The sequence below is a fragment of the Chryseobacterium sp. CT-SW4 genome (genome assembly GCF_048572715.1).
GTDB lineage: Bacteria > Bacteroidota > Bacteroidia > Flavobacteriales > Weeksellaceae > Chryseobacterium.
The window spans coordinates 1,103,740-1,124,623 of sequence record NZ_CP183840.1; the positions used below are offsets into that span (position 1 = coordinate 1,103,740).

The following is a 20,884-nucleotide window of genomic DNA, read 5'->3' on the forward strand; positions in this document are numbered from 1 at the left end:
AAATTTGGGAAAACATAAAAAGAAACTCTATGTCAGATCAGTCCTTGCAAACTCTAGGTGAATTTATAATTGATAAACAAGATGATTTTCAATATTCCACCGGAGAGTTTTCCCGTCTGTTAAGTGCCATAAGATTGGCTGCTAAAGTGGTGAACAGAGAAGTGAATAAAGCTGGAATTGCCAATATTATTGGAAAAGTAGGCAGTGAAAATATTCAGGGTGAAGAGCAGCAAAAGTTAGATGTCCTCGCGAATGAAATATTCATAGAGGCCTTGTCACAGAGAGAAGTGGTATGTGGAATCGCTTCCGAAGAAACCGATGATTTTATCAATATCCAATGTACCGGCAACGGCCACCTCAGTAAATATGTAGTGCTTATTGATCCTTTGGATGGATCATCCAATATTGATGTGAATGTTTCCGTAGGAACTATTTTTTCCATTTACAGAAGGGTTACAGAGCCGGGAACGCCTGTACAGTTAGAAGACTTTTTACAAAAAGGTGTTAATCAGGTAGCGGCCGGATATATTATTTACGGATCATCTACGATGATTGTTTATACGACGGGAAATGGAGTAAACGGATTTACACTGGATCCTTCTCTCGGGACCTATTACCTTTCTCATCCTAATATGAAATTTCCTGCCAACGGAAAGATATATTCAATTAATGAGGGGAATTATATTAAATTTCCGCAGGGTGTTAAAAACTACATTAAGTATTGTCAGATGGAAGAAGGGGACCGTCCTTATACTTCCAGATATATAGGATCTTTAGTAGCGGATTTCCACCGCAACATGATTAAAGGAGGAATTTATATTTATCCTTCTTATTCCCAGGCACCCAATGGAAAGCTTAGATTACTTTACGAATGTAATCCTATGGCATTTTTAGCAGAGCAGGCAGGAGGAAAAGCAACCAATGGATTCACCAGAATTATGGAAATAGAGCCGACGGAGCTGCATCAAAGGATTCCTTTTTTCTGTGGAAATACGGAAATGGTAGAAAAAGCAGAAGAATTTATGCGAATAGACAGTATAGAAAAAGAATGAGAGCAAAATATTACCGATATTTATTACAATTTAAACGCCCGAGTGGAACATCTCGAGGCGTTTTGTATGAAAAAGAAACCTTTATCCTCGAGGTTTTCGATAACGATAAAAAAGGAATTGGAGAATGTGCGGTATTCAGAGGATTAAGCTATGATGATGTACCGGATTATGAAGAAAAACTGCAATGGCTTTGTGAAAATATTGAAGAACGTCCGGAATATCTTAATGAAAAGCTCCGGGAGTATCCATCTATCTGGTTTGGATATGAACAGGCGATGCTCAATTTAAAGTATGGCGATCATTTATATTTTCCTGGAGAATTTACAGAAGGTAAGTCTTTTATTACAATAAATGGGCTGATCTGGATGGGAGATGTGAACTATATGGAAGAGCAGATTCAGGATAAGCTTAGCCAGGGATTTCACTGTATCAAACTTAAAATAGGAGTAGACTGGAATTCCGAACACGACATATTAAAAAGTCTTCGAAAGAAGTTTAGCCGGGACCAGCTGGAGCTGCGTGTAGATGCCAATGGAGGTTTTACTCCGGATAAAGCAGGAGAAGTTTTAAAGCAGCTGGCAGACTTACAGATCCATTCCATAGAACAGCCTGTTAAAGCTGGAAACTGGAAGGAAATGGCGGAACTCTGTTTACATACTCCTACTCCTATTGCACTGGATGAGGAGCTGATTGGTATCTTAGATACAGAGAAGAAGAAAGAGCTTTTAGAAACAATCCGTCCTCAGTATATTATTTTGAAACCGTCGCTGGTAGGTGGTTTCCTTGGGTCAGACGAATGGATTGCTTTGGCAGAGGACTATAAGATAGGATGGTGGATCACTTCAGCACTGGAAAGTAATATGGGTCTGAATGCTATAGCACAATACACCTATACCAAAAATAATGAAATGCCTCAGGGCTTAGGTACAGGTGCATTGTTTACTAATAATTTTGAAAGTCAACTAGCATTGGAGGGAGAAAAATTATTTTTTAGAAAAATAATAAGCTAGCTAGGAATCCAATTGAATGCTAGGTGTTAGACAACACCATTCACGAAAATTGCTTTTTTAAGGTAATTAAGCATGTTTGAAAATGTTTTTTTGAATTTTTTCATGATAAAAAATTTAGTAATTCCAGGTGTGTAAATTTCGCAATATTTATGCCATGTTGTGTTAAAAAATGTGAAATTAATATATGATTTATATTATGTTATTAATTTTTTAATGGTAAATATTTTATTATTAGAATTTCTTTCGTTGATTGTTAAATCATTACTCTGTGATTTTTTGAAAAACGCGAAACCGTGAAAAAAATAATATTAAATAACAAAAATCATGTAGAATATAAAAAGGAAAATTTCTATATTTAATAGTTTTTTGTTTACATAAAAGAACCTTTTGTAAACTCTAAATTTTCCCTAAATTTGTACGAATTTTTAGTATAATAAAGCTAACTTTAATGGAAGAAGAAAAAAAATCACTTAATTTTATTGAGCAAATTATAGAAGAGGATTTGGCCAATGGTTTAAAAAAGGATCAGATCCGTTTTCGTTTTCCTCCTGAACCCAATGGTTATCTGCATGTAGGTCACACCAAGGCCATTTGTATTAACTTTGGATTGGGAGAGAAATATAATGCTCCTGTTAACCTCCGTTTTGATGATACAAATCCTGAAAAAGAAGAACAGGAATTTGTGGATTCTATTAAAAAAGACGTAGAATGGTTAGGGTTCCAGTGGGATAAGGAGTTGTATGCCTCAGATAACTTCCAGCAGCTTTATGAATGGGCCGTACAGATGATTAAAGAGGGGAAGGCTTATGTAGATGAGCAATCTTCCGAAGCCATCACCGAACAGAGAAAAAATCCTACGGAAGACGGAATAGAGTCTCCTTACAGAAATCGTCCGGTAGAAGAATCTCTCGAATTATTCGAAAGAATGAAAAACGGGGAATTTGAAGAAGGGACGATGTCTCTCCGTGCCAAAATAGACATGACATCACCTAATATGAATATGCGTGATCCTGTTATGTACAGAATTCTGAAACGTCCTCACCACAGAACCGGTACAGAATGGAAAATATATCCAATGTACGACTGGGCACATGGTGAGACAGATTATATAGAGCAGGTATCTCACTCCTTATGTTCTTTGGAATTTGAAAATCACAGACCACTTTATAATTGGTATCTGGACCAGGTTTTGGATAATGATGATTCCAAAATTGCACCTAAACAAAGAGAATTTGCAAGAATGAATGTGTCCTATATGATCACATCCAAAAGAAAACTGCAAAGACTCGTAGCTGAAAAGGTGGTAACCGGTTGGGATGATCCGAGAATGCCTACGATTTCAGGAATGAGAAGAAGAGGGTTTACCCCAACTTCCATCAGGAATTTTATTGATAAAGTAGGCGTTGCCAAAAGAGAGAATCTCATAGAGCTGCAATTATTGGAATTCTGTGTACGTGAAGATCTGAACAAGGTGGCCAAGCGTGTAATGGCTGTTGTAGATCCCGTAAAGCTGATCATTGAAAACTATCCTGAGGATAAAGAAGAATGGCTGGAAACGGAGAATAATCCGGAGCAGGAAGGAGCAGGAACACGGGAAGTACCTTTTTCAAGAGAGTTATATATAGAACGTGAAGATTTCAAAGAAGAGGCGAATAATAAATTCTTCAGACTTAAGCTGGGTGGTGAAGTCCGTTTAAAATCGGCTTATATCATTAAAGCGGAGAGAGTGGATAAAGATGCCAACGGAGAAATTACCACGATCTATGCAACCTATGATGAGAAGAGTAAATCCGGAAGTGGAACAGAAGAAAGCTTAAGAAAGGTAAAAGGAACATTACATTGGGTTTCTGCAAAACATGCCATTCCTGTGGAAGTGAGAGTTTATGATAAGCTCTTTACCGTAGAACAGCCCGATGCTGAAAAAGATGTTGACTTCCTTGATTTTATCAATCCCGAATCTGTAAAACTTATTCAGGGGTTTGCAGAGCCAGGTCTGAAAGAAGTTGCTGTGGGTGAACCGCTCCAGTTTCAGAGAATCGGATACTTTACAAAAGATCAGGATTCTACCGAAGATAAGCTGGTATTCAATCGTACGGTTACTCTGAAAGACTCTTATAAACCGGAATAAATAATAATTTGAATATATAAAAAAGCAGGACTTAAGTCCTGCTTTTTTTATGAGTTGAATTTACTTGAGAAAGTCTTTATCCTGGTAGGATGGATTAGGATATTTATAAAATCCTTCTCCTGTTAAGACTCCTAGTTTACCTTTGTCGATATATTCTTCCTTCAATTTTTTTACCACTTCCAGTTTAACTGGATTCTGAGTAGCGTCGGCTTCCATTTTATTGATGTTATAAGCCGTAGTTACACCCACTACATCTAATATTCCGAACGGACCGGTAGGAGCTCCCGTAGCTACCATCCATGTTTTGTCGATGGTTTCAATATCGGATACTTCTTTTACCCACAGATCCATCGCTGCACCCAATAAAGGGACCAGTAAGGAGTTCAGAATATAGCCGGGCTGCTCCTTATAAATAGGAAGTGTTACCATTCCGATGGCTTTGGCGAAATCAATCACTTCATCAAAAACGTCCGAAGAGGTTCCTGGGTGTTTCATGATTTCAGCTGTATTATGTTTCCAGATTTCATTTGCAAAATGTAAGGCCAGGAACTTTTCAGGTCTTCCGGTGTATGCTGCAAACTGACTTGGAAGTAAGGTGGAAGAATTGCTCGCAAATATTGTTTTTTCAGGAGCTACTTTTGCCAGGTTCTCATAAAAATCAATTTTGATTTTCGGATCCTCAGGAATAGCTTCAATAAGAAGGTCAGCATCCTTTACTGCAAGGGCCAGATCGGAATTATAGCTTAAGTTTTTAAAAGCTGTGTCCAGTTGTTCCTGAGTGGCATTCAAATCGTCCTGATAAGATTTGCTTAAAATTTCAAATTTCTTTTTTGCTTTTTCAAGCACTTCATCATTGATATCATAAACGGTTACTTCAAATCCGTGAAAAGCAGTCTGAAAGGCGATCTGATATCCTAATACGCCGCTTCCTGCTACTGTTATCTTTTTAAAATTCATCTGTATTATTTTAGAAGTATTAATTTAGTGAAAATTAATGGAAAATCTTTAATTTCAGCTAGCTTTTTATTCCTTTAATCCAATCCTGGAACTTATTAACCTGTTCCATAAAGAAGGACTCATGCTCTTCTTTCTCTTCCGGACGGTCCACCAGAATATGCTCAAAATAAGAGCCTTTTAATACTTTTCTTAAAATGCCTTCACCTAAGAACGGCTTATAATCATTGAGAGCCTGAGTTGCTTTTAACAGGTGGCGGATATCGTACTGTAAAGGATTAATATCGGGAACCTGTTTATTCAGGTTAAGCAGTTCGTATACGGCTATCCGGGCTGTTCTTACTGAACTTTCCATTGTAAATACCACGTCATTGTTGGTTTCTACAAACTGTCCTACCAGTCCCAGGTTTTTACATCCTTCAGGAACTACTCTCGGACGGTCTCCATAAGCTCTCGGCATGAACATGGAAGTGATGTAAGGCATATAGGAAGAGCGTACAATAGTATTTTCCACTACATTATCCAGCTGATCTATAATTCCGAGATGATAAGAAAGCTCTGCAAGGATCTCATCTCCCGTACATTCGGGCATTGTTTTTTTAATATAATTACCCTCTTTATCCATCAATAGGGAATACACCCAGATTACTAAGATATCATCGGGTTGAGTAGGGAAGTGGGGCTGCCTGTTGCAGGTAAAGCTCATAAGCCAGTTGGAATCTGTAATGGTTACAATTCCTCCGGTGGCTGTTTTTCCGGAATAAGGGTCATTGACACATAATTCTTTAAGCTTTTCTGTGAAAGCCGAAGGTCTGCAGGTTAAGGTAGCAGATTCCCATGCCGATTTTTCAATGTTGCTGCAGAACTTTTCCGGTTTTCCGAATACCTGTGATTTTGCTGCAAGGTTCTTCCATAATTTCCATCCGGCACCTTGTCCGCTTGTACTATTATCTATGGTGATCACCGGAGCTTTTTTATTATCTCCGTAGAAGGTGCTCTCTGTCATGGAACCCGTGGTTACGATTACGTAATCCTCTTTATTAACGGGAATTTTTACTTCTTTACCATCCCTTTCCGTAATAATTCCTTCCACGGTTTTGCCTTCCGTGTTGATTTGAAGATCGAGATCCTTTACAAGTGTATTGAACTGAATCTGAACACCCTTGTCTACCAGAAAGTTTTTAAGAGGGGTTACATACGTGTCATACTGATTGTATTTAGGGAAAACCAGGCAGGAGAAGTCTTTCATTCCGTCTATGGCATGTAAGAACCGGTGCATATATAGCTTTAATTCTAAAAGACTGTGCCAGTTTTCAAAGGCAAACATCGTACGCCAGAAAAACCAGAAGTTACTGTTCAAAAAAGATTCACTGAAATAATCTTCAATTGTCAGATCATCCAGCTCTTCTTTCTTTTTAAGTAAAAGCTTAATAATAGCCAGTTGGTCCTTTTTTTCCAACCCGAATTTGCTGAAATCTTTTATCTGTCCCTTGTTATGAATTAACCGGGCTTTGGAATAGTTCGGATCATTGTCATTGATAAGACGGTATTCATCTAAAACACTGTAAGGAGCCGGTAATTCCAACGCAGGAATATCCTGAAACATATCCCACAGATTTTCATAGGTCATATCCATTTCACGTCCTCCGCGGATGATATATCCGTCTTCTGCATTGCCCGCTCCGTCCAGAGAACCTCCTTCTACCTGAAGCTGGTCCAGAAAAATAATATTTTTTCCGGGCACATGGCCGTCACGGATAAAATAATAAGCAGCAGACATTCCTGCAATCCCACTGCCTATAATATAAATTTTACTGTTTTCATAAGATGTCAAAGGAATACCTTTGTTACGCTGATAATTTCCGATTTGGTCTGAAAAAGGCATGCTTTTATCAGGAGTGTTAATCTGAACTTCCTTACTGGAATCCGGTTCATGAACAACTTTTCCGAATTTTTGGGAATCATTTAAAATTTTTTCGAATTTTGGAGGGATCTTATTCATTTTTATTTTGTTTTTAATTAACAATATAAAGGTACCCCTATTTGAAGCAGATCCTATATCCCGAATTTCGGAATTGTTATCCCCAAATTCTTAAGTTTGGATGTTTTCGTTAATTCTATATTGAGAGGGAGAGTAGGAAGTATATTTTTTGAAAAACCTTCCAAAAGCAGAAACAGAATTAAAACGAAGCTCGAAAGCGATTTCGGAAATGGTAAGATGAGGATTACCCAGCAGGACATAAGCTTCGCCCAATAAAGTTTCATCAATGATCTGATGAGGTGTTTTTCCACTGGATTTTTTAACGATCTCTATAAGATATTTATTGGAAACAAAAAGCTGTCCGGCATAATACTGTACACTTCTCTGATGCTGAATATTTTCTTTCACAAGCTGATGGAACCTGAGAAAAAGATCTTTTTTTCCTTCTTCCTTTTCATCAGTGTTATCATTTTCTTTGTTCATAAGCTCAGCAACTTCCAGTAAAAGGTTGAAAATAGAAGCCCGGATGATCTCCTCGGTGAACTTGCCTTTTCGTTTGGTTTTTCTTTTCATGTATCCCATTGAATTTAATATCAGGGAAGCATTTTTAGGATCTGCCGTTATGATACTGTAAGAACCTTTGTTGAAAAGGTTCATTTTTTCGATGATAAAAGGATTGGAAATATTTTTAATGAGAAAATTCTTATCGAAAAACAGCAGTTGCATTTTAAAGTTCTCGCTCGTATGCAAAAATTTGATCACTGTGGAAGGAGCAGAAACCAGAAAATCATTGGCCTCAACACGGTATTTCTGATTATCTATTTCAATATTGATTTCACCCGAAGTACATATGCATAAAGCATAATAATCCATCCGGAAGGGAAGGTCAGGAAAGCTGAAGATCGCTTTTCCGGAAGAGACATAATAAGATTCATGGCAGTTGATACTGTAAAAAGATAGAGTGTCATGTAAGCTTTCGTATGTTCTCATCCTGTGTTTAAATGGGTTTATTATAGCTTAATCGGCAATTGACATGTAGGGATTAGCCTGCGATTGATGCAATTTATGAAATTTATAATGGTTTTTCGTTATAATTACGTAGAAAATTCTTAATTATACTTTGTTTTTGTCTTCTAAATATGAAAGGATTATTCCTATAAAAGGGTAATTCAGGGACTTTCTGTGAACTAATTTTACTAATTTTACATTCGAAAATTTTATGGAATATAATTGTGAAACTTATAAGCGTATATACAAGTTCATTTAAAGGTCTTTCCCGGGAGAGCTTGATGTTGGCATTGGTCATGCTGATCAATCGCTCCGGTTCCATGGTACTTCCTTTTTTAGGGGTATATATGACATCACATTTAGGTTTTAGCATTGAGAACTCCGGCATTGTACTGAGCTTTTTTGGAATAGGCTCGGTATTAGGTTCATGGCTGGGGGGTCAGATTACGGATAAAATAGGAGAATACCGGGTGCAAAGCCTTAGCTTGCTGCTAAGCGTTCCTTTGTTTTGTATGATTCCGCTCTTTGAAACTGAAGTGGGACTGGCGGGAATTATATTGGCTCAAAGTACCATAAGCGAAGCTTTTCGTCCTGCTAACTCGGTAGCTATTACCAAATATGCAAAGCCTGAGAATATCACAAGAGCATTTTCTTTAAACCGGATGGCGGTGAATCTGGGATTTTCCATAGGTCCTGCTCTAGGGGGAATCTTATCACAAATCTCTTATGAGCTTTTATTTTTCACAAATGCGTTGGGGGCTTTACTGGCAGGGATTATGTACATATGGTTTTTTAGTAAAAGAAATAAGCTGGCGGCCAAAAAAGAAAGGAAAATAAATACACAGGCGGTTACCAAAAAAGAGAATTCCCCTTACAGAGATGGTAAATTTATACTGTACTGTTTTTTCTGCATGCTGTTTTCTGTGTGTTTCTTCCAGCTTTTCAGTACCCTTACCATTTTTTATAAAGATGCGGCTAAGCTAAGCCAGGAAAATATCGGCTTTATTTTGGCATATAGCGGTTTTCTTATTGTGTTGCTGGAAATGGGATTTGTTCAGATTGCAGAAAAATATTTCAGCCTTGCCGTTACTTTATTATTAGGAACTTTCATTTGTGGTGTTTCTTACGGAATGTTAGCCTTTGATCATACTATCATCACTTTGCTGATCTCCATGACCCTGCTGTGTATCGGGGAAATATGGGTACTACCTTTTATGTCAACGATTACGGCTTTACGTTCAGGAAATAATAATAAAGGAGCTTATATGGGGCTTAATGGAATTGCTTTTTCGGTTTCATTTATTATTACCCCTTATCTGGGTACTATGATTGCGGAAAACTACGGATTTGGCAAGCTTTGGATCGGAACGGGAGTTGCCTGTACTTTTATTGCCGTTGCTTTTTATTACATCATTCCGTGGATGCTGTCAAAAAAAGAAACGGATAAGGAAGCCGTTTAGAAATCATTTCATTAGTTTTGTCTGATGGCGAGAATTGCTGGTCTTCTTTTTCTTCTGAGTATAACGTTTGTCTTTTCCCAGGAAAAAGATGAAGATTCTGCAACGCTTATTTCGGAGGTTCAGATTGATGCTTATAAAAAGCCTTCCACTTTTATTACTTCTACCAAATCCGTATCGGTGGTTTCTAAAGATCTCCTGGAACAGAATACTCCGGAAAGAATGTTGGAATCGGTCAATCAGATCGGAGGCGTGCGTATGGAAGAGCGTTCGCCGGGAAGCTACAGGATATCCGTGAGGGGAAGTACGCTTCGTTCCCCGTTTGGAGTAAGGAATGTAAAAGTGTATCTGGATGATTTTATTCTTTCTGATGCTTCGGGAAATACCTATTTTAATATTCTTTCTCCTGAGCTTATCCGCAAAATTGAAATTTATAAAGGACCGGAAAGCGGTGACTATGGAGCGATGACAGGAGGAGCTTTTCTTCTTAAGACAGGAAATTCAGAAAACCTTTCTCTGAATCTGTCCATGGGAAGCTATGGAATGTTTAACCAGAGTTTTGATTTTTCCAAGCAATCCGGAAAGCATTTTTTCGAGATTTTTCAAAACTATTACAGGACGGATTCTTACAGGGAACAGTCAGCGGTGGAACGCAAACAGGTATTTCTGAAAGACCGTTTTGAATATTCTAAAAAAGGAACTTTACACGCAATGCTTCTGATATCCGATCTGAAGTATGAAACTCCCGGAGGACTTACTTTGGAGCAGATGCAGGCAGACCGGAAACAGTCCCGGCCGGCTACGGCTGTATTGCCCGGAGCTCTGGAGCAAAATGCCGGGATCCGTAACAAAATGATTTTAGGTGGTCTGTCTCATCAGCTTGATATCAGCCCGGAATTTTCACATTTTATAATGGTCCAGGGATCTTATGTGGATTTAAGAAACCCTTTTATCACCAATTTTGAAAAGAGATTTGAAAATAATGCGGCATTAAGGACTCACTTTAACTACAAGAAAACCTGGTCCCAACTTTCTATGGAATGGAGACTGGGATTTGAAGGTGGAATTAATTCCGTTACTGTGAGGAATTATGATAATAACGGTGGAATTACGGGAGCACCCCAAAATTTTGATCATCTTAAAAACTTATCAGGCTTTTATTTTGTTTCACAAAAACTCAATTTTAAAGAAAAGCTGTTTACGGATATTTCCTTAAGCCTCAATTCAAATACTTATCAATGGGATCGCTCTTATCCGTCCGTTCAGGAGGGAAAGGTCCGTTTTAAAGATCAGTGGCTGCCTAATTTTGGAATTACTTATCTTTTGGGTAAAGGCGTTTCATTAAGGGGTAAAATAGGTAAAGGAAATTCAGCGCCTACCAATGAAGAAATGAGATCTTCCGATCAGCAGTTTAATGTGGATCTACTTCCTGAATACGGCTGGAATAAAGAAATAGGACTTAGAAAGCAGTTGGGAAATATGCTGTTTCTGGAAGGCAGTTATTTTGATTTCCGTATGAACAATACTATTGTCAGGAGACAGAATGAGCAGGGACAGGAGTTTTTCGTGAATCAGGGAAATTCCGTACAGAGAGGATTGGAAGCACTGGTGGAATCCAGGAGTTTTACAATACCATCAAGCTGGTGGACCCATTTTAAATTCCGATTATCGGGAAGCTTTTACCATTTCAGATTTAAAGATTATTCTCAGGATGATAAAGATTATTCGGAAAATAACCTGACGGGAGTACCTGCGACAACGGTTAACAGTTTGTTGAGCTTTGTGTTTTTTAAAAAACTCAGTGTGGATTACTCTCATTTTTATACTTCCCGAACTCCTTTAAATGATGCCAATTCCGTGTGGTCGGAATCAAGTCTCGTGGGAAATATTCAGTTCCGGGTTCCGGTGAAGATTGAAAAGACGAGGATGGATATTCATTTGCAGGTGCAGAATCTTTACAATACAGATTATGTATCAGGTTTCGACATCAATGCTTTCGGAAACCGCTTTTATAATCCGGCTGCCAAAAGAAATTATAATCTGGGAATAAGTGTTAAGTTTTAATTATCAGCTTTTCAGGATATTTTTGATAATGATAGCTGCATGGATCCTGGAATTTTCAATAAACCAGAGGTGGGTGTCTTTTCCGCCACAAACAACACCGGCAAGATAGAGGTTCTGGATATTGGTTTCCATCGTTTCCGGATTGTATAAAGGATTTAAACATTCTCCCTGTAATTCTATGCCTGAGTTCTGAAGAAAATCAAAATCGGGAAGATAGCCTGTCATAGCCAGTACGAAATCATTTTCAATCTCATGGCTTTGTCCTTTCTCATCTCTGAAAATAACGGAATTTTCTTTTATTTCAAGCATTTCAGCATTAAAATAAGCTTGAATGCTTCCTTCGGCAATTCTGTTTTCAATATCCGGTTTTACCCAATATTTTACACTCTTGGAAATCTCGGAATGCCGGATGATCATGGTAACTTCCGCACCTTTTCTATACGTTTCCAGAGCAGCGTCCACGGCAGAGTTGCTGGAGCCTACCACTACGATTTTCTGTTGGGCGTAAGGATACGGTTCGGTATAATAATGTTTTACTTTCGGCAAATCTTCTCCCGGAATATTCATTAGATTCGGGATATCATAAAATCCGGTGGAAATAATTACATTTTTAGCTTTATACCGGGATTTTGAAGTCACAATATCAAATACACCATTATCCTTGGAAACATTCAGGACTTTCTCATACAGATGGATATTAAGCTCTTTTTGTCTCGTGATACCCTGATAATACTCTAAAGCTTCCTGCCTGCCGGGTTTAGGAGCGGCACAGATAAATGGAATCTCAGCAATTTCCAGCTTCTCAGCGGTGGAAAAAAAACGCATATATAACGGATAATTATAAAGGGAATTAACGATGGTTCCTTTTTCAATAATAAGATAAGAGAGATTGTTTTTCTGAGCTTCAAGGGCGCAATTTAAGCCGATAGGACCTCCTCCGATAATAAGAATATCTAAAATTTCCATACTGCTAAGATATTGAATATTACCCGATCATAGAATGGAATTTCTTTAAAATTTTGGTCCCACTATATGATATATATTATAATTGCTCCAATATTTCAGAAAGCTTTTTGGTAAGATTTTTCCTCGAAAACTGTTGGATATCCCCGGTATTTTTTTGAAGCAGATTTTGGTTCCACAGTTCAAATTTTTCCAGGAGAAAGTTTTTGATAGCTTCCGAATCTTCATAATTAAAATGTTTTCCGGCTCCGGTTTCTTTTAAAATAGCAGATACATCAGCTTCTTCGGGCCCGAAAGATATAATCTGTTTCCCGGTAGCCAGGTATTCGAATATTTTTCCGGGGATAATTCCTTTGGAGGAAGCATTACGAAAGTTAGTGATCAGAAGAATATCCGAACGTTGCATTTCCTGAACAGCCTGATCATGGGAAAGATAGCCCAGGTTCTGAATATGATTTTTTAAAGGGGTGCTTTCCAGGGCATTCAAAATTTTATCATCTATTCTTCCTGCAAATTTTAGCCGGAAATGTTCTGCAAAATCTCTACTGCTGCTGATCAGATCATTCAGCGCTTGCCAAAGATTTTCGGGATTGCGGAGTTGTTCTAAAACTCCGATATAGCTTAATGTAAATTTATGGGAACTCCCTGAAATATCTGATGAGACCGCATCCATATCATCAAAGCCATTGGTGATACAAATCGCATTAGCTCCTCTTTTCCGGAAGTTTTCGGCATCGGTATAGCTGGTAGCTAACGTGATGTCAGCTTTTTTAAATACTGAAGTTTCCAGCTGCCGGTGCTTTCTGTCTGAGCTTTTGGTCAGCCTTAAATGTTTATAGTACGAAATTTCAGTCCAGGGATCACGAAAATCGGCTATCCATTTCAGACCGGGAATCCTGTTTTTAAGATTGAGCCCGATAAGATGTAAGGAATGAGGTGGCCCTGAAGTAACCACCACTTCAATATTATTATTCCTGATATATTTTTCCAGAAATTTAACGGAAGGTCTTACCCAGAAAACCCTTGCATCGGGAATAAAAAAATTACCTCTTATCCAGATCGAAATTTTGGATTTCCAGCTTTGGTTTTGCCCGACATCAAACTGTCCGGCTTTAAACTTTTTATTACTTTTATTAAGCTTCTCTGCGAGCTGGTAAGGCTCCCAGATGTTGGTTTTAACGATTTCAATATTTTCCGGTACCTCTTCTATCAGGCTTTCATCCATCAAAGGATAGCTTGGATTTTCCGGAGTATAAATGACAGGCTTCCAGCCGAACTGGGGAAGATATTTGGCAAATTTTAACCATCGCTGAACTCCGGGACCGCCGGCGGGTGGCCAGTAATACGTAATGATGAGAACTTTTTTTTCTTCCATGGCTCTTGAACCTGAAATGTTAGGCTGCAGGCTGCTGTTCTTTTCTTTGTCTGAAGATCCAGAAAACCCCCAGAATACTCAACAGTATGAACAATCCGAAAGAAAGCAGGGAAACCCATTTTCCCGTTTCAATGACTGTGGGCTCGAATATCATTTTAATGCTGTGGGTTCCTGCTGGAACATGCACGGCACGAAGCAAGTAATCCGCTTTGATATAAGGGACTTCTTTTTCATCCACAAACATTTTCCATCCGTGAGGATAATAAATTTCCGAAAATACCGCCAGCTGAGGTGTTTTGGACTGAGATTTAAATTCCAGTTCATTCGGCTGATAGCTGGTTAAGTTGATGAAAGCTGTGGAATCGGCCTGTACAGGTTTTCCCGTAAAATAAGATTTATCGGAAGAAGCGATTACTGCTGTTTTTTTACTGTTGATTACTCCGATCTGCTTGATTTCTTCATTAGGAGTATCTACGAACTTAAGGTCACTTACAAACCATGCATTTCCGTTAGCCTTGGCATTCGGCATAGCTTGTGGCTGCTCAGGTCCTCCCATTACCCAATATTTGGCATTGAGAAGATTTAAAACATTAGGAACTTTCACAGAATCCATGATCTGGAAATACTCATTGATCACATCATCGTATCTTCTTAATTTTACAGCATGATAGCCGCCTATGGAATTGGTGAAATAAGAAGTATTTGTTTCACTGAAAGTTCCCAGGATATTATTGAAAACACGGTAATGGCTTTTATCTTTTTCGGCAATGGTTTCCAAAGTTTTATTCACATTTACCGAAGCTAAAATAGATTCAAGGCTTGGATTTCCTGCCGCTTTCTCTGCCAGCAAATCTGAAGTTTCCGTCTGGAAAGGATTTGTAGCAAAAATTTTGTCTACATAATTGTCATCATTCAGATAACGCTTATTGACAGTCCAGAGATCAAATACACTTACGACCCCGATAATCAGCAGAGCGATATTCGGATTAAGCTTTTTCTTTAAACTTAAGAATAAGGCACCCGCTGCAATAGCTACATAGATAAATGCCTTTATAGCATCAATCCTGAATAATTTAAATCTTTCCTCTACCAGATAATCCAGTAAGAAAGGAGGAAAATATGTTTTTTCATTGTAAGTGGCAAATCCCAGAAGAGGCTTACCGAAGATCAGCAGTATTAAAGTTAAACCTAAAATACCACCACTTACATATAAAAGGATTTTCTGTTTGTATTCCCCGCTCAGTTTTTCATCCGTAAAAAACCTGTATAAGCCGATAATGGCAATCAGAGGAAATAATAATTCCACCACTACAAGAATAGAGGAAGGGGCTCTGAACTTATTATAAAAAGGAACAAAATCAATGAAGAAATCGGAGAGAATCATAAAATTACTTCCCCATGCTAGAAGGACCGTTAAAATTGAAGCTCCGAGAATCCAGTAACGGTATTTTTTAGAAGCAAAAAAGAATCCTAATAAAGCAAGGAAACAGACAATGGCTCCCTGATAGGCTGGTCCTGAAGTTCCCGGCTGGTCTCCCCAGTATGTTACCCCGCTGAATCCTTTTGAGATCCTGTCCATTTCCGACTGGGTCGATACATTTTCCTGGACAAGTTCCTGAACGCGGTTCATGATTTCTTTACCTTCGGGTTCCTGACTTCCACCACCCATTAATCTCGGAATGAAAAGGTTTAGAGTTTCCAGTTTTCCGTAGCTCCACATCAGCATGCTTTCTTTGTCCATTCCGGATTTTCCGGAAGTATGGCTGTCGTTATTCAGGATTTGTTTTCCACGAACGGTTTCTTTCACATATTCAGCATTGGCCATAATTCGCTGGGAATTCATTCCGACTCCTATTACAAAGGAAACGGCCAGGATAACGGAAGAAATGATGAAATGTTTCATCGGAGTTTTCTTCTGAATGGCTCTTACAAGTTCCGAGATGAATAAAAATCCTAAGGCCAGGAACAGGTAATAGGTCATTTGCGGGTGATTAGCCGCTATCTGAAGTCCCATGAACAGGGTCGTAACAATGAACCCCAATACATATTTCTTTCTTATGTAAACCAATAAAATCCCGGCTAAAAGAGGAGCGAAATACGCTATGGTATGAACCTTCCCGTTATGCCCTGCCGCGATAATGATATAGAAATAGGTGGAAAGGCCGAAGAAGGTGGCTCCTAATAAGGCGTATTTCCAGTTTCTTACCGCCACCAGTCCCAGGAAGAAAAATCCTGAGAAAAGCAGGAACAGATAATTGACGGGTCTTGGAAAAAAGTTCAGGAATCCGTCAATACTTTTGATAATATCCCCACGGAACTGGGCACCCATCTGATAGGTGGGCATTCCTCCGAACATGGAATCACTCCAGTAGGTTTCCTTACCAAAATTTGCCCTGTAATCCAGAAGTTCTTTGGCACCTCCGCGATACTGTACAATATCATGCTGGAAAAGCTGTTTTCCGGTAAAAACGGGAGTGGAATATAAAAATGCCAAAATGATAAATACAACTAAAGAAATTGCAATATATATCAGGTTTTTATTTTTAGCCATGCGGGTTATTATCTTTTTTAAATAAATAGGGTTACTTCTTGTCTGTTTCGGGATCTTTTACTTCCTCATATTCCACAGTTTCTGCGTCCCAGTTGATTTTTTGTTTGTTTTTATTTGAGTTGCGTATATCCTGTTGGTTCTCTCTGTTATTGGAATTATTAAATGTATAATTGTGGAAGGTCTTAAAAAAAATTCTCTTAAGAATATTCCATACAAAGTAAATAATTATGGTAGCGAGTACTAACTCAAAAATGTACTTCATTTTTTATGATTTTATAAACTTCTCCTATTTTTTAGAAGACGGGTTTACCATCACAGAAGAATTGGAAACACTTTTCATAGACTGGGATTGCTTTCCGTCTGAAATGGTTTCAATCTGAGTAGTTTTTACCGAGATATTCTGTGTGTTAATCCATCCTGTATTCTGATCAAACTTGATCGTTCCGTTCTGTACAAGCTCACTGCTTAAGCTATGGGTAATCTCTCCCTGCTTTTGCTTATCTGTCTTTTTAGGAATACCTCCTGTGATTGAAATTTCGGCAACACCGTTTCCTACACTTTTCAATACATAGTTGGAGGTAACCTTTACCTGTCCGCTGGCATCAGCACTTTCCGTAGTGCTCCATTTATCGCCTACTTTTACTCCTTTTTTCGGAATAATGGTAAGGTTTTTTGTGAACTGGTCCTTAAGTACTTTTTCATTAAAGCTTTCTTTAAGACTTGCTACAACACTTGCTTTCTGATTGGCATCTTTAATGATGGTTCCCACCGCATTGGATACTTTTGTATAGACAGGATCAAAACCTGTAATGGAGATTACATTTCCTTTCGTATCCATTTTCATAGTAAGTTTATTTCCGGTAAGAGCCTTGTTGATATTCCAGATCATTTTAAGATCATCTTCTTTCGGCGCCGATTGCTTGGTATCTACTACAATGGTTTTTCCGTTGGCAGTCTGGGAATTTCTTTTGGAGATAAGGTTCAGGGTCATGTCATAGACATTGTCTTTCAGATCATTTACCGTAAATGTCATTTCATCCGTAGATTCACTGGTTCCGTTTAATGTTTTACCGGTAGGATCTGTCATGGTTTTAACGTCTCTCTGGTAAGTGGTCAATGGATAGGTAGTTCCTTTTTCCAATTTAAAAGTCTGGGTGAAAATTCCTGCGGAATCCGTTATGGCAGGACTTTCGGCAACAGCTGCTACCGAATCTGCAGGTACTTCTACCGTTACTGTTTTTCCTGTTGCAGGATCTACTTTGGTGATTGTTGCCGTTTCTTTTTTACAAGATACTAAAGCTATGGATATAAGCGCGAATGCTGCTATGTTCTTCATTTTGATTTTTTTAATGTTGTGTGTTGTTTATCTGTTAATTGATCTTCATCATTTTCTGTCTTACAGCTTCATATAATATAGCACCACATGCTACAGAAACATTTAATGATTGGGTTTTACCTTCGATGGGAAGTTTTATTTTCTCATCGGAATGGTGGAGGACTTCTTTTGAAATTCCCGTTTCTTCATTTCCCATTACGATTGCACAAGGTTCGGAAAAATCGGCATCATAAATAAGCTTTTGAGCTTTTTCAGTGGCCGAAAATACGGAAATTCCGCTTTGCTGAAGGAAATCCACGACATGGGCAAGATTGGGTTCTTTACAAATTTTTATGTTATAGATAGCTCCGGCAGAGGTCTTTATAGCATCCGAATTGATGGGGGCGGCTCCTTTCTCCGGAATAATAACGGCATCTATGCCTACACATTCGGCAGTTCTGCATATGGCACCGAAATTCCTTACATCGGTAAGCCTGTCCAGGATCAGTAAAAATGGAGTTTTGCCTTCCTCAAAAAGCTGAGGAACGATATTTTCAATTTTATGAAAAGGTACATCGGAGATAAAAGCTACGACACCCTGGTGGTTCTTTCTTGTGAAACGGTTTAGCTTTTCAACAGGAACATAATTGGGACGTATTTTGTTTTTCGCTAAAATGGCTTTAAGTTCCGCATAAATAGGACCCTGTAAAGCATTTTGTACAAAAATTTTATCAATAGTTTTTCCAGCTTCTATAGCTTCTATTACGGGACGTAGCCCAAAAATGAAATCGTCTTTCATTGAATTGTTTACCATTTAAACTTTTAATATTTTTCTCCTAAAATAGCTCTCTTCTGAGCCATGATATAGCCATAATGGAGACTTTCATGCATGTTGTTAAAAATAATCGCATCCTGAATACTTTTCAGATCCATACCGAAACTTGTGGTGTAAGGAGTGTAATCCGAAAAGAAATCATGATCATAATCTTTCATCAGAATTTTTGAAGTTTCGGTGAGCAGGAAAGCCAGATCCTCCACTTCTGATTTCTGAACATTCAGGTTAGGTAAGGTCCCTTTTTTATAAGTTTCTACCCAGTACTTATCTATTCTGAATGGATTACCGCTCAGATAATAGTGTAAAAGCTGCTGGGTGGCAACCGCATGGGCAATATTCCAATAGATGTTATTGTTGAAACCATCAGGAATTAATAAGAGATCTTCATGAGAAGTATTCCGTAAAATTTCCAAAATATTTTCTCTTACCTGTCTGTGTGCTTGAAAATGATAATTCATTTTACAAATTTTAATCACCAAAAATAGTTTAATAAACTGGAAATGACAATTTTTGAAGGGTGGTTTCCGGTAAATTTTATATATTTTTATGAAAAATTTCCGCAACGGGATTGAAAGCTTCAATGAAAAATATTCTCAATGATGCATTAATGCGGGAATTTTTAACAAACTTTAACTCAAAAATGGCATTCATTGTGTTGATTAATGCAAGTAATTATTAGAAATTTACCAATTATTTAAATAAAGCTATGTCAGATTTATATCAAGCTGAAGACATTCGTCAGCTCACGGAAAAGATCAAAGAACAGAATTATATGTTTTCCCTTCTGAGGCAGGAAATTAATAAAGCAATTATAGGCCAGGAATATATGATAGACCGCCTTTTGGTTGGCTTACTAGGGAATGGGCATGTTCTGTTGGAAGGAGTTCCCGGTCTTGCTAAAACATTAGCGATAAAAACCCTGGCAGAAGCTGTACATGGTGAATTTTCGAGAATACAGTTTACGCCCGACCTGCTTCCGGCAGATGTGGTGGGAACTATGATCTATAATATTAAAGATAATGACTTCTCCATTAAAAAAGGACCCGTCTTCGCCAACTTTGTACTGGCTGATGAGATCAACCGTGCTCCTGCTAAGGTTCAGTCCGCACTCCTTGAAGTGATGCAGGAAAAGCAGGTTACCATAGGAGATGAAACCATGAAGCTGCCTAAACCGTTTTTGGTACTGGCCACACAGAACCCTATCGAACAGGAGGGTACTTATCTTTTACCTGAGGCGCAGAGCGACCGTTTCATGCTGAAATGTAAAATAGATTATCCTGAGTTTGAAGATGAACGAAAGGTAATGAGGATGGTATCCACTTCGCATCAGCCGGATATCAAACCGGTTATTTCACTGGATAATATTGTCGAAGCCAAATCAATTATCAATCAGATCTATCTTGACGAGAAGATTGAAAAATACATTCTCGATATGGTATTTGCTACCCGTTATCCTGAAAACTACGGACTTTCGGAGCTTAAGAATTACATAAGTTTCGGAGCTTCTCCGAGAGCCTCCATTAACCTTGCTATTGCATCAAGGGCTTACGCGTTCCTTAAAGGAAGAGCCTTTGTAATTCCTGAAGATGTAAAAGAGCTTGCGAAAGATGTATTGAGACATAGAATAGGATTAACCTTTGAAGCGGAAGCGGAAGAAATTTCCACAGAAGAGATCATCAATAGAATTTTAGCAAAAATACAGGCCCCGTAATGAATGAGGTTGTTATAAGAAAAGCACTTCCGGAAGATTGCAGCTCTATGCTGGAACTTATCAGGGAACTTGCTGAATATGAAAAAGCACTGCATGAAGTTACTTTAACACTGGAGCAGTTTGTCGAAGATGGATTTGGAGCAGCCCCGGTCTGGGGGGCATTTGTTGCGGAATTGAACGGTGAAATCGTGGGTATCTCTTTATATTACGATAGATATTCCACATGGAAGGGGAAAAGATTGTATCTTGAAGACCTGGTAGTGACAGAAAGTATGAGAGGAAAGCAGATCGGTAAAAAACTGTTTGACGCCACTTTGGAATACGGTAAACAAAATCAGTACCGTGGAATGGTTTTTCAGGTACTGGACTGGAATGAGCCGGCCATTAACTTTTATAAAAAGTATGATACCAAGTTCGACGGAGAATGGCTGAATGTTTCCGTGGAGTTTTAAAAATAAGATGCTGGATTTTATGACCGGA

The 20,884-nt window shown here is 38.4% G+C and carries 17 protein-coding genes; 7 read left to right on the forward strand and 10 right to left on the reverse strand.

Translation table 11 applies throughout. From position 1 onward, the window contains the following. Positions 1-29 precede the first annotated feature (29 nt). From fbp to ABJ974_RS04925, 3 genes are all read left to right on the forward strand, one after another. Positions 30-1,052, forward strand: a complete 1,023-nt coding sequence (gene fbp / locus ABJ974_RS04915) for a class 1 fructose-bisphosphatase (RefSeq protein ID WP_419870270.1) — start codon at positions 30-32, stop codon at positions 1,050-1,052. Next, positions 1,049-2,062, forward strand: a complete 1,014-nt coding sequence (locus ABJ974_RS04920; RefSeq protein ID WP_419870271.1) for an o-succinylbenzoate synthase — start codon at positions 1,049-1,051, stop codon at positions 2,060-2,062. The genes fbp and ABJ974_RS04920 overlap by 4 nt, the downstream gene beginning before the upstream one ends. 448 nt (positions 2,063-2,510) lie before the next feature. Next, complete coding sequence (locus ABJ974_RS04925; RefSeq protein WP_419870272.1) at positions 2,511-4,190, forward strand: glutamine--tRNA ligase/YqeY domain fusion protein; 1,680 nt, start codon at positions 2,511-2,513, stop codon at positions 4,188-4,190. A gap of 60 nt (positions 4,191-4,250) precedes the next feature. On the opposite strand, the gene ABJ974_RS04930 is transcribed toward ABJ974_RS04925, so the two are convergent. The 3 genes from ABJ974_RS04930 to ABJ974_RS04940 form a co-directional block, all read right to left on the reverse strand. Further along, positions 4,251-5,147, reverse strand: coding sequence for a 3-hydroxyacyl-CoA dehydrogenase (locus ABJ974_RS04930; protein WP_419870273.1), 897 nt, complete (start codon positions 5,145-5,147; stop codon positions 4,251-4,253). A 58-nt stretch (positions 5,148-5,205) separates the two neighbouring features. Then, positions 5,206-7,146 carry an oleate hydratase gene (locus tag ABJ974_RS04935; RefSeq protein ID WP_419870274.1) on the reverse strand — a complete coding sequence of 647 codons (1,941 nt, stop codon included), beginning with the start codon at positions 7,144-7,146 and terminating at the stop codon, positions 5,206-5,208. Positions 7,147-7,236: 90 nt separating this feature from the next. Then, positions 7,237-8,115, reverse strand: coding sequence for an AraC family transcriptional regulator (locus ABJ974_RS04940; RefSeq protein ID WP_419870275.1), 879 nt, complete (start codon positions 8,113-8,115; stop codon positions 7,237-7,239). A gap of 299 nt (positions 8,116-8,414) precedes the next feature. Between ABJ974_RS04940 and ABJ974_RS04945 the strand changes: the two genes are divergently transcribed. Together ABJ974_RS04945 and ABJ974_RS04950 are read left to right on the forward strand one after the other, a co-directional pair. Further along, positions 8,415-9,593: an MFS transporter gene (locus tag ABJ974_RS04945; RefSeq protein WP_419870947.1), complete on the forward strand. Its 1,179-nt coding sequence runs from the start codon at positions 8,415-8,417 to the stop codon at positions 9,591-9,593. Between the two features lie 24 nt (positions 9,594-9,617). Continuing rightward, on the forward strand, positions 9,618-11,654 hold the full coding sequence (locus ABJ974_RS04950; RefSeq protein ID WP_419870276.1) for a TonB-dependent receptor: 2,037 nt from the start codon (positions 9,618-9,620) through the stop codon (positions 11,652-11,654). Between the two features lie 3 nt (positions 11,655-11,657). Here ABJ974_RS04950 and ABJ974_RS04955 read toward each other — a convergent pair whose 3' ends face one another. From ABJ974_RS04955 to ABJ974_RS04985, 7 genes are all read right to left on the reverse strand, one after another. Further along, positions 11,658-12,620 (reverse strand): YpdA family putative bacillithiol disulfide reductase, encoded by a 963-nt coding sequence (locus tag ABJ974_RS04955; RefSeq protein WP_419870277.1) that lies wholly within the window; start codon positions 12,618-12,620, stop codon positions 11,658-11,660. Positions 12,621-12,696: 76 nt separating this feature from the next. Then, complete coding sequence (locus ABJ974_RS04960; protein ID WP_419870278.1) at positions 12,697-13,992, reverse strand: glycosyltransferase family protein; 1,296 nt, start codon at positions 13,990-13,992, stop codon at positions 12,697-12,699. A 19-nt stretch (positions 13,993-14,011) separates the two neighbouring features. Next, positions 14,012-16,543: a hypothetical protein gene (locus tag ABJ974_RS04965; RefSeq protein WP_419870279.1), complete on the reverse strand. Its 2,532-nt coding sequence runs from the start codon at positions 16,541-16,543 to the stop codon at positions 14,012-14,014. Positions 16,544-16,574: 31 nt separating this feature from the next. After that, positions 16,575-16,805, reverse strand: coding sequence for a hypothetical protein (locus ABJ974_RS04970; protein ID WP_419870280.1), 231 nt, complete (start codon positions 16,803-16,805; stop codon positions 16,575-16,577). A gap of 24 nt (positions 16,806-16,829) precedes the next feature. After that, a complete protein-coding gene (locus ABJ974_RS04975) occupies positions 16,830-17,879 on the reverse strand; it encodes a DUF6263 family protein (protein ID WP_419870281.1) in 1,050 nt (349 codons plus the stop codon). 34 nt (positions 17,880-17,913) lie between these two features. After that, the gene (gene rlmB / locus ABJ974_RS04980; protein WP_419870282.1) at positions 17,914-18,657 is read right to left on the reverse strand and encodes a 23S rRNA (guanosine(2251)-2'-O)-methyltransferase RlmB; all 744 of its coding nucleotides are present in this window, start codon (positions 18,655-18,657) and stop codon (positions 17,914-17,916) included. Positions 18,658-18,680: 23 nt separating this feature from the next. Continuing rightward, positions 18,681-19,151, reverse strand: coding sequence for a DinB family protein (locus tag ABJ974_RS04985; RefSeq protein ID WP_419870283.1), 471 nt, complete (start codon positions 19,149-19,151; stop codon positions 18,681-18,683). Positions 19,152-19,399: 248 nt separating this feature from the next. Here ABJ974_RS04985 and ABJ974_RS04990 point away from each other — a divergent pair, with 248 nt between their 5' ends. Both ABJ974_RS04990 and ABJ974_RS04995 read left to right on the forward strand, forming a co-directional pair. After that, positions 19,400-20,404, forward strand: coding sequence for an AAA family ATPase (locus ABJ974_RS04990; protein ID WP_419870284.1), 1,005 nt, complete (start codon positions 19,400-19,402; stop codon positions 20,402-20,404). Continuing rightward, complete coding sequence (locus ABJ974_RS04995; RefSeq protein WP_419870285.1) at positions 20,404-20,856, forward strand: GNAT family N-acetyltransferase; 453 nt, start codon at positions 20,404-20,406, stop codon at positions 20,854-20,856. The genes ABJ974_RS04990 and ABJ974_RS04995 overlap by 1 nt, the downstream gene beginning before the upstream one ends. Positions 20,857-20,884: the final 28 nt, after the last annotated feature.

Bases quoted from the DNA above. Each gene is read 5' to 3' on its own strand.
- fbp (WP_419870270.1), top strand. From the start codon at position 30: ATGTCAGATCAGTCCTTGCAAACTCTAGGTGAATTTATAATTGATAAA.
- ABJ974_RS04920 (WP_419870271.1), top strand. From the start codon at position 1,049: ATGAGAGCAAAATATTACCGATATTTATTACAATTTAAACGCCCGAGT.
- ABJ974_RS04925 (WP_419870272.1), top strand. From the start codon at position 2,511: ATGGAAGAAGAAAAAAAATCACTTAATTTTATTGAGCAAATTATAGAA.
- ABJ974_RS04930 (WP_419870273.1), bottom strand. From the start codon at position 5,147: ATGAATTTTAAAAAGATAACAGTAGCAGGAAGCGGCGTATTAGGATAT.
- ABJ974_RS04935 (WP_419870274.1), bottom strand. From the start codon at position 7,146: ATGAATAAGATCCCTCCAAAATTCGAAAAAATTTTAAATGATTCCCAA.
- ABJ974_RS04940 (WP_419870275.1), bottom strand. From the start codon at position 8,115: ATGAGAACATACGAAAGCTTACATGACACTCTATCTTTTTACAGTATC.
- ABJ974_RS04945 (WP_419870947.1), top strand. From the start codon at position 8,415: ATGTTGGCATTGGTCATGCTGATCAATCGCTCCGGTTCCATGGTACTT.
- ABJ974_RS04950 (WP_419870276.1), top strand. From the start codon at position 9,618: ATGGCGAGAATTGCTGGTCTTCTTTTTCTTCTGAGTATAACGTTTGTC.
- ABJ974_RS04955 (WP_419870277.1), bottom strand. From the start codon at position 12,620: ATGGAAATTTTAGATATTCTTATTATCGGAGGAGGTCCTATCGGCTTA.
- ABJ974_RS04960 (WP_419870278.1), bottom strand. From the start codon at position 13,992: ATGGAAGAAAAAAAAGTTCTCATCATTACGTATTACTGGCCACCCGCC.
- ABJ974_RS04965 (WP_419870279.1), bottom strand. From the start codon at position 16,543: ATGGCTAAAAATAAAAACCTGATATATATTGCAATTTCTTTAGTTGTA.
- ABJ974_RS04970 (WP_419870280.1), bottom strand. From the start codon at position 16,805: ATGAAGTACATTTTTGAGTTAGTACTCGCTACCATAATTATTTACTTT.
- ABJ974_RS04975 (WP_419870281.1), bottom strand. From the start codon at position 17,879: ATGAAGAACATAGCAGCATTCGCGCTTATATCCATAGCTTTAGTATCT.
- rlmB (WP_419870282.1), bottom strand. From the start codon at position 18,657: ATGAAAGACGATTTCATTTTTGGGCTACGTCCCGTAATAGAAGCTATA.
- ABJ974_RS04985 (WP_419870283.1), bottom strand. From the start codon at position 19,151: ATGAATTATCATTTTCAAGCACACAGACAGGTAAGAGAAAATATTTTG.
- ABJ974_RS04990 (WP_419870284.1), top strand. From the start codon at position 19,400: ATGTCAGATTTATATCAAGCTGAAGACATTCGTCAGCTCACGGAAAAG.
- ABJ974_RS04995 (WP_419870285.1), top strand. From the start codon at position 20,404: ATGAATGAGGTTGTTATAAGAAAAGCACTTCCGGAAGATTGCAGCTCT.